Annotated in this window: 13 protein-coding genes; 10 read left to right on the plus strand and 3 right to left on the minus strand. The window is 73.5% G+C overall.

All coding sequences use genetic code 11. The features are described 5' to 3' along the window. Window position 1 precedes the first annotated feature (1 nt). Genes EER34_RS04465 through EER34_RS04485 form a run of 5 tightly spaced genes read left to right on the plus strand, consistent with a single transcriptional unit; the run spans window position 2 to window position 5,706 of the window. Window positions 2-1,351, plus strand: a complete 1,350-nt coding sequence (locus EER34_RS04465; protein WP_127473337.1) for a Gfo/Idh/MocA family protein — start codon at window positions 2-4, stop codon at window positions 1,349-1,351. Further along, window positions 1,348-2,280 (plus strand): NAD-dependent epimerase/dehydratase family protein, encoded by a 933-nt coding sequence (locus EER34_RS04470; RefSeq protein ID WP_127473338.1) that lies wholly within the window; start codon window positions 1,348-1,350, stop codon window positions 2,278-2,280. Before EER34_RS04465 ends, EER34_RS04470 begins: the two co-directional genes overlap by 4 nt. Beyond that, a complete protein-coding gene (locus EER34_RS04475; RefSeq protein ID WP_127473339.1) occupies window positions 2,277-3,176 on the plus strand; it encodes a 5-dehydro-4-deoxyglucarate dehydratase in 900 nt (299 codons plus the stop codon). The genes EER34_RS04470 and EER34_RS04475 overlap by 4 nt, the downstream gene beginning before the upstream one ends. Next, complete coding sequence (locus tag EER34_RS04480; protein WP_127473340.1) at window positions 3,173-4,249, plus strand: mandelate racemase/muconate lactonizing enzyme family protein; 1,077 nt, start codon at window positions 3,173-3,175, stop codon at window positions 4,247-4,249. Before EER34_RS04475 ends, EER34_RS04480 begins: the two co-directional genes overlap by 4 nt. Before the next feature lie 11 nt (window positions 4,250-4,260). Then, window positions 4,261-5,706 carry an aldehyde dehydrogenase (NADP(+)) gene (locus EER34_RS04485; protein ID WP_127473341.1) on the plus strand — a complete coding sequence of 482 codons (1,446 nt, stop codon included), beginning with the start codon at window positions 4,261-4,263 and terminating at the stop codon, window positions 5,704-5,706. A gap of 5 nt (window positions 5,707-5,711) precedes the next feature. Here the strand turns inward: EER34_RS04485 and EER34_RS04490 are convergent, their stop codons facing one another. After that, window positions 5,712-6,830 (minus strand): glycerate kinase, encoded by a 1,119-nt coding sequence (locus tag EER34_RS04490; protein WP_127473342.1) that lies wholly within the window; start codon window positions 6,828-6,830, stop codon window positions 5,712-5,714. 66 nt (window positions 6,831-6,896) lie between these two features. Between EER34_RS04490 and EER34_RS04495 the strand changes: the two genes are divergently transcribed. Next, window positions 6,897-7,610, plus strand: coding sequence for a ThuA domain-containing protein (locus EER34_RS04495; RefSeq protein WP_240642116.1), 714 nt, complete (start codon window positions 6,897-6,899; stop codon window positions 7,608-7,610). 46 nt (window positions 7,611-7,656) lie between these two features. Here the strand turns inward: EER34_RS04495 and EER34_RS04500 are convergent, their stop codons facing one another. Then, window positions 7,657-8,637 (minus strand): LacI family DNA-binding transcriptional regulator, encoded by a 981-nt coding sequence (locus tag EER34_RS04500; RefSeq protein ID WP_127474288.1) that lies wholly within the window; start codon window positions 8,635-8,637, stop codon window positions 7,657-7,659. A gap of 94 nt (window positions 8,638-8,731) precedes the next feature. On the opposite strand from EER34_RS04500, the gene galT reads away from it, so the two are divergent. The 4 genes from galT (at window position 8,732) to EER34_RS04520 (ending at window position 13,187) form a co-directional block, all read left to right on the plus strand. Beyond that, complete coding sequence (galT, locus tag EER34_RS04505) at window positions 8,732-9,907, plus strand: galactose-1-phosphate uridylyltransferase (RefSeq protein ID WP_240642118.1); 1,176 nt, start codon at window positions 8,732-8,734, stop codon at window positions 9,905-9,907. Beyond that, window positions 9,904-11,094, plus strand: a complete 1,191-nt coding sequence (galK, locus tag EER34_RS04510; RefSeq protein WP_127473344.1) for a galactokinase — start codon at window positions 9,904-9,906, stop codon at window positions 11,092-11,094. Before galT ends, galK begins: the two co-directional genes overlap by 4 nt. 112 nt (window positions 11,095-11,206) lie before the next feature. Beyond that, window positions 11,207-12,043: an alpha/beta fold hydrolase gene (locus tag EER34_RS04515; protein ID WP_127473345.1), complete on the plus strand. Its 837-nt coding sequence runs from the start codon at window positions 11,207-11,209 to the stop codon at window positions 12,041-12,043. A gap of 274 nt (window positions 12,044-12,317) precedes the next feature. Next, window positions 12,318-13,187: an AraC family transcriptional regulator gene (locus EER34_RS04520; protein ID WP_127473346.1), complete on the plus strand. Its 870-nt coding sequence runs from the start codon at window positions 12,318-12,320 to the stop codon at window positions 13,185-13,187. Between the two features lie 4 nt (window positions 13,188-13,191). On the opposite strand, the gene EER34_RS04525 is transcribed toward EER34_RS04520, so the two are convergent. Continuing rightward, window positions 13,192-13,404 (minus strand): hypothetical protein, encoded by a 213-nt coding sequence (locus EER34_RS04525; RefSeq protein ID WP_127473347.1) that lies wholly within the window; start codon window positions 13,402-13,404, stop codon window positions 13,192-13,194. Between the last annotated feature and the right edge of the window lie 8 nt (window positions 13,405-13,412).

Here is a 13,412-nt window from a genome sequence, read left to right on the forward strand (position 1 = left end):
GATGAGTCACCGCCGGTACGCCGTCGTCGGAGCGGGCCACCGATCGCAGATGTACATCGATGCGATCACCGGCACGTACGCCGACCGCGCGCTGCTCGTTGCGATCTGCGAGCCCAACCCCGTCCGCGCGCAGTTCTACGTCGACCGCGTCGTGGCGTCCGGCGCGGCCGCGCCCGCCGTCTACGGACCCGACGATCTCGAGGCGATGATCCGCGCGGAGCGGGTCGACCGCGTGATCGTGGTCGCGCGCGACGACCTGCACGCCGAGCTCATCGTCCGTTCGCTGGATGCCGGTGCCGACGTCGTCGTCGAGAAGCCCCTCACGATCGACGGCCCTTCCGCAGCCGCCATCGAGGACGCCATCGAGCGCACCGGCCGTGAGGTCGTGATCACCTTCAACTACCGCTACTCGCCGCGCAACACCGCGCTGCGACAGCTCCTGCAGGACGGAACGATCGGCGAGATCACGTCCATCGACTTCTCGTGGGTGCTCGACACCAAGCACGGGGCGGACTACTTCCGCCGCTGGCACCGCGAGAAGGAGCACTCGGGCGGTCTGCTCGTGCACAAGGCGAGCCACCACTTCGATCTCGTCAACTGGTGGATCCGCTCCAGCCCGCAGCGCGTGTTCGCCTCGGGCGGGCTGCGCTTCTACGGCGCCGAGAACGCGGCGGCCCGGGGCATCCAAGGCCGTCCTGCCCGCGGCACGCACGACGGCGCCGACGCCTTCGAGCTCGACCTGCGCGAGGACGAGCGCCTCGCGGCGCTGTACCTCGAGGCCGAGCGGCACGACGGCTACCAGCGCGATCGCGACGTCTTCAGCGAGGGCATCACGATCGAGGACAACCTCGCCCTGATCGTGGACTACGCCTCGGGAGCGACGCTGTCCTACTCGCTCAACGCCCATTCCCCCTGGGAGGGCTACCGCGTCGCCGTCAACGGCACCCTCGGGCGTGCCGAGCTCGAGGTCGTCGAGCGCGGTGCCGTGCTCGCGTCCGGAGGTCTCCACGCCGTGCTCGACCCGAGCGCGGTCGACGCGGGGGCGTCGGGATCGCTGCGTCCGGAAGGCGAGCGCCTGATCGTCCAGAAGCACTGGGAGGCGCCCTCCGAGGTGCCGATCGTGAACGGCGAGGGCGGCCACGGCGGAGGCGACGCGCTCCTGCTCGCCGACGTGTTCGAAGGACCGGGCGAGGACCCGCTCGGCCGCCCCGCGGACTGGCGCGACGGGGTGCGCTCGATCGCGGTGGGCATCGCGGGCAACCGATCGCTCGAGACGGGCATGCCGGTGCGGATCGACGAGCTCGGCATCCGGTTCCTCGAGTCGGGCGCGTACGTCGCGAACCGGTCATGACCCGGATCGCCGTCACCGGCGGTGCGGGGCGCCTCGGGCGCAGCCTGGTCGCAGGACTCGCCGCCCGCGGGCACGAGCTGATCTCGATCGACCGCGCCGCCTCCGACGCGGCGGAGCTGGCCGGGGTCGCACAGATCACCGCGGACCTGACCGACGCGGATGCCGCGGCCCGCGCGATCGCGGATGCGCGAGCCGACGCGCTGGTGCACCTCGCGGCGATCGCCGTGCCTTTCAGCGCGCCCGAGGACGTCATCCTCCGCACCAATGCCGGCCTCGCCCTCAACGTGCTGTCGGCGGGCGTCGCGGCCGGCATCCCGAAGATCGTGACCGCGTCGAGCCCGACCGTGATCGGCTACGGCGCTCCGGCCGGGTGGCTGCCCGACCGCTTCCCGCTCGACGAGGAGACGGCTCCGCGACCGTGGAACGCGTACGGGCTCTCGAAGCACCTCGCAGAGCAGACGATCGCGATGCTCGCGCGCCAGACGGGAGACTCGACGCGCTTCGCCGCGTTCCGTCCGTGCTTCGTGATCGCCCCTGAGGAGTGGGCGGGCGCCCCGACGCAGCAGGGCCACACCGTGCGCGAGCGGCTCGACGATCCGGCTCTCGCGGCGCCGTCGCTGTTCAACTACGTCGACGCGCGGGATGTCGCGACCTTCGTCGACGTGCTGCTGGACGCGCTCCCGGCGATCCCGAACGCCGAGGTGTTCTTCGTCGGCGCCGACGACGCCCTCGCCCGCGAGCCCCTCGCCGAGCTGCTCCCCCGGTTCGTGCCGGGCTCCGGCGAGCTCGCCGCCGCGCTGACCGGCACCGCCCCCGCCTTCTCCAACGCCAAGGCCCGCCGCGTGCTGGGATGGCGTCCCGACCACTCGTGGCGAGAGGACCTCGCCGCCGCAGACTCCCCCGACCCCCGAAAGGACGTGCTGGCGTGAACTTCGACGGCATCCTCTTCTTCCCGGTGACGCCGTTCGACTCGGACGGGCGGGTCGACGACGACCTCCTGCGCGAGCACGTCTCCACGACCCTCGCGCACGCCCCCGGCGGCGTCTTCCCCGCGTGCGGCACCGGCGAGTTCCACGCCCTCTCGGCCGAGGAGGCCGCGCACGTCGTGACCGTCGCCACCGAGATCGTGGCGGGCCGCGTCCCGGTCGTCGCGGGCACCGGCGGCCCGCTCGGCCACGCGACGGCGCTGGCACGCGCGGCGGCGGATGCCGGGGCCGACGCCCTGCTCGTCCTCCCGCCCTACCTCGTGGGCGGCCCCCAGGCAGGGCTCGCCGCCTATGTCGAAGCGGTGGCAGAGGCATCCCCCCTCCCCGTCGTCATCTACCACCGCGGCACCGCGCAGTACTCCGTCGACACCGTGAGGCGCCTCGCGTCGAACCCGAAGGTCGTCGGCTTCAAGGACGGCGTCGGCGACGTCGGACTCGCCCAGCAGATCGTTCGCGCGGTCGCCGAGACCGGGCGCGACGACTTCGCGTTCTTCAACGGCCTGCTCACCGCCGAGCTCACCCAGGGCGCGTACCGGGGCATCGGCATCCCGCTGTACTCCTCCGCCGCCTTCGCGATGGTCCCCGAGGTCGCGAACGCCTACTACCGCGCCTATGTCGACGGCGACGAGGTTCGACGCAACGCCCTGCTCGACGGCTTCTACTCGCCCCTCGTGAGGCTGCGCGACGAGACGCCCGGCTTCGGCGTCTCGCTGATCAAGGCCGGCCTCCGGCTCGGCGGGCTGCCTGTCGGCTCGGTGCGGGCGCCGCTCGTCGACCCGACGCCTGCGCAGGAGGAGCGCCTCGCCGAGATCCTCGAGGCCGGACGAGCTCTGCGGTGACCACGATCGCCTCGCTCGGCGCGCGCCTGCTGCGCGTGCCGCTGACGCGCCCGTGGGCGGCCGACGTCACGTCGGTCGGAGTGATCGCGACGCACGTCGTGCGCTCCGACGGGTCGGAGGGCTGGGGCTTCTCGTGGACGCCCCAGATCGGCGCCGAGGCGGTCCTCGCGCTCATCGAGCACGACATCGCCCCGGCCGCGCTCGGGCGTGACGCCGACGCCGCGACGACGTGGCGGCCGCTGTGGCAGCACCTGCACGAGGCCGGAGGCGGCGGGATCACGACGATCGCGCTCGCCGGACTCGACCTCGCACTGTGGGATGCCGCGGCCCGCGCCCGCGATCTGCCGGTGTCTGCCCTCATCGGGCGGCGCCGCGAATCCGTGCGCGCGTACGGCAGCGGCGTGAACCTGCACTACCCCCTCGACGAGCTCATCGCCCAGGTCCGGCGCTGGGTGGACGCCGGCTTCGACGCGGTGAAGATCAAGGTCGGCAAGCCCGACATGCGCGAGGACGCCGACCGCGTGGCGGCCGTGCGGGATGTGCTCGGCCCCGACCGCGCGCTCATGATCGACGCGAACCAGCGGTGGGACCTCGATCGGGCGACCTCGTCGATGGAGGTGCTCGCGGCGTTCGACCCCGCCTGGATCGAAGAGCCGCTGCGCGCCGACGACCTCACCGGGCACGCCGAGCTCGCGCGTCGCATCGCGACACCGATCGCCCTCGGCGAGAACCTGCACACGGTGTACCGGTTCGCCGAGTTCCTGCGAGCGGGGGCCGTGCAGATCGTGCAGCCCAACGTCGTGCGGGTCGGCGGCGTCACTCCGTTCCTCCGCATCGCCCAGGTTGCCGTCGACCACGGCGCGACGCTGCACCCGCACCTTCTTCCCGAGCTCTCCGGCCAGCTCGCCCTCACGCTCGCCACGGCCCCGGGTGCGGCGGAGCCCATGGCCGAGGACGTCGAGGACGCCGGCTTCGGCGCGCTCGGCGCGCTCGCAGACCCGTCGCCCGTCGCCCTGTCGGACGGATCGCTCACCGAGACCCCGCACGTCGGTCTCGGCATCCGCTTCGCGTGAAAGGACACCCCATGACCACCACCACCGCAGAGCTCGACGTCCTCGCCGCCGCCGCGGCCGCCGCCGCCCCCGTGTGGCGTGCGTCTTCCGCGGCCGATCGGGCCGCATGGCTCCGGGCCGCCGCCGACGCCCTCGACGGCCGCATCGACGAGCTCGTCGCGATCGCCGACGAGGAGACGCGCCTGGGCGAGACCCGACTGCGCGGCGAGGTCGGGCGCACCACCGGCCAGCTGCGCCTGTTCGCGACCGTGGTCGAGGAGGGCTCCTACCTCGAGCTGACGGTCGACGACGCCGACGCATCCGCGACCCCGCCGCGGCCCGAGCTGCGTCGCACGCTCACGGGAGTCGGACCGGTCGCCGTGTTCTCGGCCTCGAACTTCCCCTTCGCGTTCTCGGTCGCCGGCGGCGACACGGCGTCGGCTCTGGCCGCCGGCAACCCCGTGATCGTGAAGGCGCATTCCGGGCACCCGCGGCTGTCGGAGCGCACCGCGGAGATCGTCGCGGCCGCCCTCGTCGACGCGGGCGCCCCGCAGGGCTCGCTCTCGCTCGTCGAGGGCCGCGAGGCCGGCAACGCGCTGGTGCGGCATCCGGTGATCCAGGCGGCCGGCTTCACGGGATCGCTCGGCGGCGGCCGCGCCCTCTTCGACCTCGCGTCGGGACGACCCGACCCGATCCCGTTCTACGGCGAGCTCGGCTCGGTCAACCCCGTCGTGATCTCGCCGTCGGCGCTGACCGTGCGCGGCGAGGCCCTCGCGCAGGGTCTTGTCGGATCGTTCACGCTCGGCGCCGGCCAGTTCTGCACCAAGCCCGGCGTCGTGTTCGTCCCCGCGGACGGCGGCTTCGAGGAGCTCGTGGCCGCCCACGTGGCCGGCGCCTCGGGCGGGCCGCTCCTCACCGACCGCATCACGGCCGCGTTCCCCGAGGGCATCGCCCACCTCGAAGCCGATCCGTCGGTGACCGTCGTCGCGCACGGGCAGGACGGGGCATCCGATTCCGCCCGCCCGGTGGTGCTGTCGACGGATGCCGCGGCCGTCGCCGCGCGCCCCGAGACCCTCCTCGAGGAGTGCTTCGGCCCGGTCACCCTCCTCGTGCGGTACTCGTCCGACACCGAGCTGCTCGCGGCACTCGAGGCCGTACCGGGATCGCTCACCGCCACGCTCCACAGCGAGCCCGGCGACGAGGTCGCCGACGTGCTCGAGGTGCTCCAGCGCAAGGCCGGCCGGGTGCTCTTCGCCGGATGGCCGACCGGTGTCGCGGTGACGTGGTCGCAGCAGCATGGGGGACCGTGGCCCGCCACCACATCACTGCACACGTCGGTCGGCGCGACCGCGATCCGACGGTTCCTGCGGCCGCTCGTGTTCCAGGATGCCCCGCAGCACCTGCTTCCTCCACACCTGCACGACGACGCCCTCGCAACGCTGCCTCACCGCCGCAACGGCGTACTGCGGGTTCCCTAGCGCGGTCAGCCGAGCGCGGCGGCGATGCCGGCGCCGGCCTCGACGAGCCAGCGGGCGGGGTCGGCCATCGCGGCGTCCGCCGACCCGGCGAGCTCCGTCAGCGACGCCGTCGCAGCGAATCGCGAGACGTCGGCGTCGCCCGTGATCCGCCCGGCCACGAGGGCGACGGCGACCTCGGCCGCAGCGGCGACGGCGCCGACGTGCGCCGGCACCTTGCCGGCGGCAGACTGGCCGTCGTAGGAGCCCTCGCCGGTGACGACGACGGATGCTCCGCTCACCGCGCCGGCGAGACCCACGAGGTCGGCCACGGCGACAGAGCCCGGCACCAGCGTCGCCCCCCACGCCAGGAGTCCGAAGCCCGCGCCTCCCGCAGCGCCGGCGCCCGGGGTGGCCGGGTCGGCGGGGAGCAGGTCGGCGAGGCGTCCGAGGCCGGCGTCGAGCACGAGGACCTGCTCCGGCGATGTCCCCTTCTGCGGGCCGAACACGGCGGCCGCGCCCCACGCGCCGAGCAGCGGGTTGGTCACGTCGCTGAGCACGACCGCGCCGCCGCGCGGAAGCGGCGGGAGTCCCGACAGGTCGGCGGTCGCGATGTGGGCGAGCCCCCGCCCGCCCTCGGCGATCGGCTGGCCCGCGGCATCCGTGAATCTCGCGCCCAGGGCGGTGAGCATGCCGGTCCCGCCGTCGGTCGACGCGCTCGAGCCGATCCCCAGCACGAGTTGCGAGACGCCGTGCGCGAGGGCCGCGGCGATCGCCTCGCCGAAGCCGCGCGTGCCGGCGTCGAGGGGCCGCAGCCGCGCCGGCGTGCCGAGCAGCTCGATGCCGCTCGTGCCGGCGAGCTCGACCACGCCGATCCCGTCCGGGGCGTCGGCGGTCGCGGGGAGAAGGAGCCAGGATGCGTCGACCGCGTCGCCCGCGGGACCGGTGACGCTGATCGGCATCCGCCGCGCCTGCGGCACCGCCGTCGCGAACGCCTCGAGCGTGCCCTCGCCGCCGTCCGCCATCGGCAGCAGCCGGATCTCGTCATGCGGTCGCGCGCGGTGCCAGCCCTCGCCGATCGCGGCCGCGACGTCGGCCGCTCCGATGGTCCCCTTGAACGAGTCTGGGGCGATCACCACGGTGTGCATGGGGCCATTCTCCTCGTTCGGGGCGATCCGCGCGGGAAAGCGTTGTCCTGCGAGACCATGGTAGCGATGGACGATCCCTCCGCGAGCGACCCCGGCCTGCGGCCCCGCGCCGTGCTCGCCAGCGGCGCCGGCAGATACGCCGATCCGTGGCATCCGTTCGCCGAGACGTCCGCGCGGGTCGCGTCGGTGCTGCGCGAGGCAGGCTGGGAGGTCGACCTCGTCGACGACCCGGCGATCGCGCTCACCCGGCTCGACGGCGCCCGGCTCCTCGTGGTGAACGCCGGCGACCCATGGGGCGAGGACGGCGCCGATCGCCTCGTCGAGCCGGACGCGGCGGCGGGGCTCGCCGCTGCACTCGCGCGGGGGATCGGCGTACTCGCGATCCACAGCGCACTGTCGACGCTGCGCGACCATCCGAGTTGGCGCGCGGCGATCGGCGGATCGTGGCAGCAGGGAAGGTCGTGGCATCCCGAGATCGGCGAGGCATCGGTTCGCATCGTCGACCGCGGCCACGCGATCACCGAGGGCATCGGCGACTTCACGCTCTTCGACGAGCGCTACACGGCCCTGGAGGTGGACTCCGATGTGCGCGTGCTGGCGGCGCACGACCTCGACGGCGTCGCGCACCCGCTGGTGTGGGTGCGAGAGCGGCCGGCGCGAGCCGTGGTGTGCGCGCTCGGCCACGAGCCCCGCGCCTACGACAGCCCCGAGCTGCGCACGCTCGTCGCCCGCGCGGCACGGTGGGCGGGCCGACCCGAGCCTGGCCGGCTCGGAGCCTGAGTCCGGACGGTCCGGGCCGCGCGCGTACCGGGCCCGGTCGCCGGGCTCAGGAGGGCGGGGCGGTGCTCGCACGCACCCGGAGCTCGGTGGGCACGATCTCGAACCCCGGCTCGCCGTCCTCGATGCCGGCGACGAGCGCTGCGACGGCGAGCTCGCCGAGCCGGTCGAAGTCCTGCCGCACGGTGGTCAGCGGCGGGCGGTAGTCCGCGGCGTCGGCGACGTCGTCGAAGCCGACGACGCTGACCGAATCCGGCACGTCGCGTCCGGCGTCGGCGAAGGCCCGGATCACGCCGAGCGCGGTCTGGTCGTTGGCCGCGAACACCGCGGTGACACCGGGGTCCGCGACGAGAGGCGCCGTGACGGCGTAGGCGGACGCCGCCGTCCAGTCGCCGCGCACGAGCGGAGGCTGCTCGGCCCCGGCTGCGGCGAGCGCCTCACGCCAGCCCCGTTCGCGCTCGGAGGCGGCGAACGACCCCGCCGGTCCTGCGACGTGGTGCACGGTGCCGTGCCCGAGCGAGAGCAGGTGCGTCGTCGCGGCGCGGGCTCCCCCCGCGTGGTCGGACTGCACGATCCCGAACCTCCGGCGCGACTCGGCATCGGGCGGCGCATCGACCACGACGAGCCCGAGTCCGCGCGGGGCCGGGGTCTCCGTCGCGGCGGCGGTGACCTCGTTCAGCACGACGACCCCGTCGACACCCTGGTCGCTCAGCCGTTCGAAGGCGGCCGCCACGTCGGGGTGGGCGCCGAGCGTCACGACCGTGAGCGCGTAGCCGCGGGCGGCCGCGGCATCCGCCACCGCCTGCAGCATGCGGGAGTTGCCGACGGTCGCGAGCGTCGACACCAGGAGCCCGATGGTCTGGGTGCGGCCGGTGCGCAGCGCCCGGGCCGCGCGGTGCGGGCGATAGCCCAGCTGCGACATCGCCTCCTCGACGCGGGCACGGGTGCCGGGGTCGACGCGCGGACTGTCGTTGACGACGCGGGAGACGGTCTGACCCGAGACGCCGGCCCGTGCGGCCACGTCCGCCATCGACACCCGTCGCTCCACGACTCTCCTTCGCGCCGAGACGCCGCCGTCTCGATCCGTGTTGACGTTATCATGGTCCGCTTGCTACCGTGTTGACGTGAACACAGCGGAGTTGCACACCACCGAACTCGGCGCCGGCGTCGTGAAGCGGTCCACTCGCCTCGCCGACGGGCGAGAGCTGATCTACTACGACGACCCCGGCAGCCGCCTGGGCGACGAGCGGGCCGTCGACGCCCGCGATGCCGCTCCGCGCCCCGACACCGCGACGATGCGCCGCGACGTCCTCACGGGCGACTGGGTCTCGGTCGCCGCCGCGCGGCAGAACCGGGCGTTCCTGCCGCCCGCCGAGCTCGACCCGCTCGCCCCCCAGACCCCGGCGAACCCGTCCGAGATCCCGTCGCTGTACGACGTCGCGGTGTTCGAGAACAAGTCGCCCTCCTTCGGCCCGGCCCTCTCCGTTGCCCACGGCGACGCGCCGGCCGGAGCGGACGCGCCCCGCGACCTCGCCGACCTCGAAGCTCCCGGGCTCGGTCGCACCCGCACCTCGGTCGGGCGCTGCGAGGTCGTGTGCTTCAGCCCCGAGCACGCCGGCTCGTTCGGCACGCAGACCGTGACGCGCGCACGCACCGTGATCGAGGCGTGGGCCGACCGCACCGCCGCGCTGTCCGCGCTCCCCGGCGTGGAGCAGGTGTTCCCGTTCGAGAACCGCGGCGAGGCCATCGGCGTCACGCTCCCCCACCCGCACGGACAGATCTACGCGTACCCCTACGTGACGCCGCGCACATCGAGTCTCCTCGCGTCGATCGAGCGGGAGGGGTCGGACCTGTTCGACCGCATCCTCGCGTTCGAGCGCGCCTCCGAGCGCGTCATCTTCGCGGGCGAGCACTGGACGGCGTTCGTGCCGTTCGCCGCACGGTGGCCGCTCGAGGTGCACGTGCTCCCCCACCGTCACGTTGCCGACTTCGCCGAGACGACGGATGCCGAGCGCGACGAGCTCGCACCGCTCTACCTGCGCCTGCTGCGCGGCGTCGACGCGCTGTACGACAGCCCCACCCCGTACATCGCGGCGTGGCATCAGGCGCCCGTGAGCCGCGGCCGCGACACCGTCCGGCTGCACCTGCAGCTCACGTCGCCGCGCCGCGCCGCCGACAAGCTCAAGTTCCTGGCCGGATCCGAGGCCGCCATGGGCGCCTGGATCGGCGATGTGCCCCCCGAGACCGCCGCCGCGCGCCTGCGCGAGGCCGTCGCATCCATCCCCGAGGAGACCCCGTGACCACGACCACCTCCGACACGGCGGCAGACGCCCGGAGCCTGTTCGCCGACCGCTTCGGCACCGAGCCCGCCGGAACCTGGTCGGCCCCGGGCCGCGCCAACCTCATCGGCGAGCACACCGACTACAACGACGGCTTCGTCCTCCCGTTCGCGATCCAGCACCGCACCCACGTGGCGCTGGGGACGCGCGCCGACGCCGTCGTCCGCGTCGTCTCGACGTTCGACGGCGACGCGGTCGAGGTGCCGCTCGCCGACCTGGACGCCCTCTTCCCCGACCGCCGCGACGAGGTCGTGGAGTGGGCGCGCTACCCGCTCGGTGTCGCCTGGGCGCTGCTCGCCGCCTCCGGCCGGAACGCCGTCGATCTCACCGGCGTCGACCTGGCGTTCGCCTCCGACGTCCCGGTCGGGGCGGGCTTGTCGTCCTCCGCCGCCATCGAGGGAGCGACCGCGTCCGCCCTCGCCGAGGTGTGGGCGCTCGACCTCGACCGCGTCGCGCTCGCGCAGGCCGGTCGCCGTGCCGAGAACGAGGCCGTCGGCGCACCCACCGGGATCATGGATCAGATGGCGTCGATGCTCGGCCGCGCCGATGCCGCGATCTTCCTCGACTGCCGATCGCTCGACGCCGACGTCGTCGACCTCGGATTCGACGGCGCGGGGCTCGAGCTCCTCGTGATCGACACCGGCGTCTCGCATTCGCACGCCACCGGCGGCTATGGCGAGCGTCGCGCATCGTGCGAGCTCGGGGCCTCGATCATGGGCGTCCCCGCACTGCGCGATGTGACCGTCGACGACCTCCCCCGGGCGGCCGGGCTCATGGACGACGTCACGTTCCGCCGCGTCCGCCACATCGTGACCGAGAACCAGCGCGTGCTCGATACCGTCCGCACGCTGCGCGAGCGGGGCCCGGCGGCGATCGGCGACCTGCTCGTCGCCTCCCACGCCTCGATGCGCGACGACTTCGAGATCTCCGTCCCCGAGCTCGACACAGCGGTCGACGCCGCCCTGGCGTCCGGCGCCGTCGGCGCCCGCATGACCGGCGGCGGCTTCGGCGGTGCGGCGATCGCCCTCGTCGCCCGCGCCCGGGTCGAGACGGTGACGGCTGCCGTGACCGCGGCGTTCGCGGCATCCGGCTTCTCCGCCCCCACGATCTTCACCGTCACCCCGTCGGCCGGCGCCGCGCGCGACTGACCCGAGAGTTCACCGGACGACCTCCGTCAACCCCTGGCGGGACGGGATGCCTCGGCCTACGTTCGAACGTGGGCCGAGGCATCCGCTCTCCTCGGCACGGAAGGAGCGACACGTGGCTTTCATCACCGTCGGGACCGAGAACTCGGCCGACATCGAGCTCTACTACACCGATCAGGGCGCCGGGCAGCCGGTCGTGCTGATCCACGGCTTCCCGCTCAACGGCGAGTCGTGGGGCAAGCAGCGGGCCGCTCTCCTGGATGCCGGCTACCGCGTGATCGCGTACGACAGGCGCGGCTTCGGCGCGTCGTCGAAGGCCGGCTCGGGATACGACTACGACACGTTCGCGGCCGACCTTCATGCGCTCATGGAGGATCTCGATCTGCGGGATGCCGTGCTCGTCGGCTTCTCGATGGGCACCGGCGAGATCGCCCGCTACCTCTCGCGCTACGGCAGCTCGCGGGTCGCGAAGGCGGCGTTCCTCGGATCGCTGGAGCCGTACCTGCTGAAGACCGAGGACAACCCCGAGGGCGCCGGACCCCAGGACTTCTTCGACGGCATCGCCGCGACGGTGAGGGAGGACCGGTACGCGTTCATCGCCGGCTTCTTCAAGGACTTCTACAACCTCGACGACACCCTCGGCTCACGCATCTCGCAGGAGGCCGTCGACGCGAGTGTGCAGGTCGCGAACCAGGCGAGCAACGCGGGCATCTCGGCGGCGCCCCTGACCTGGCCGACGGACTTCCGCGGCGACATCGGCGCGATCGACGTGCCGACGCTGATCCTCCACGGCACCGCCGACAACATCCTGCCGATCGACGCCACCGCACGCCGGTTCCGCACGCTGCTTCCCGACGCAACCTACGTCGAGCTCGAGGGCGCGCCGCACGGACTGCTGTGGACCCACGGTGCCGAGGTGAACGAGGCGCTCCTGGCGTTCCTCGCCTCCTGACCCTGCCGCGCACGGCGGTCCCGGTGCGCGTGCGGCCGGCACCTCCGTCGTGCGCGTGAGCCGGGCGGCCGCCGCCGACAGAATGGTCGGGTGACGTCTGCGCAGCCCAACGGCAGCGCACGGACCTCGTGGACCTGCTCATCGATCCGGTGGCTCTGCGGTTCGCCGTCGAGCGCCCGGCGGGCCGCCGCGATCCCGTGACGATCGCATCGGACCGGAACTGTCGGGTCCGGACGCAGCGCACGGCGCAGGCTGGAATCCGAAGGGGGAGACCGTGATCGCCGAACTCAACCGCCTCGTGGACGACATCGAGGCGCACCTGTCGGAAGACATCGACATCGCCGCCCTCGCGACGCGCCTCGGGACGACCGAGTACCACCTCCGGCGGATGTTCTCGTCGCTGGCGGGGATGCCGCTGTCGGAGTACACCCGGCGACGGCGCATGACCGTCGCCGCGGCCGACGTCGTCGACGGCGGCGATCGGCTGCTGGATGTCGCGGTGCGCTACGGATACGGCTCGACCGAGGCGTTCGGCCGGGCGTTCCGAGCGGTGCACGGCGTCAGTCCGGGCGACGTCCGCCGCGACGGCGGCCCCCTTCGCGCACAACCGAAACTCAGGTTCCGCCTGACCGTCGAAGGGAACGTCCCCATGGACACTCGCATCACCGACCGACCCGCCTTCCGCCTCGTCGGCCACGCCGCGCGCGTGCCGCTCATCCACGAGGGAGTCAATCCGCACATCCAGGCGCACATCGCCGGGCTGCCGTCCACCGAGCACGCGCGCCTGAAGGCGCTCAGCGACACGGAGCCCGCCGGGCTCCTGCAGGTCAGCGCCGCGATCGACCCCGACTACGCGGAGGGCAGCGAGCTGACATATCTGCACGGCGTCGCGCTCGACGCGGCCGCGGTGGTCCCCGCCGACCTGGACGTGATCGACGTCCCGGCGGGCGCGTGGGCCGTGTTCCGCACCTCGGGACCGTACCCGTCGGCGCTCCAGTCGACGTGGGCGGCGACCGCGGCCGAGTGGTTCCCCTCGAACCCGTGGCGCCTGCGCCCGGGCCCCTCGATCGTGGCCGTTCTCGACCGTGCCGACGACTTCAGCACCGCGACCACCGAGCTCTGGATGCCCGTCGAGCGCGCGTAGCGCGTCAGACCCCGGCCTCGACCCAGCTGACCGGGAGGAACGGGCTGTACACGTAGACGGTCCGGTCGCCCTTGCGCTCGATCTCGATCGTTCCCCTGCCGGCATCCATCGCCGTGATGATCTGCGCGCGGACGCCCTCCCACACGTTCAGATCGCTGAAGCGGTACTTGGCGTGGTACGGGGCGAGTCCGATGTAAAGGGTGACGTCCGTGGTCATGTCTCGAA

Origin of the sequence: Microbacterium sulfonylureivorans, from assembly GCF_003999995.1 — a bacterium.
In the GTDB taxonomy this organism is placed as follows: Bacteria; Actinomycetota; Actinomycetes; order Actinomycetales; family Microbacteriaceae; genus Microbacterium; species Microbacterium sulfonylureivorans.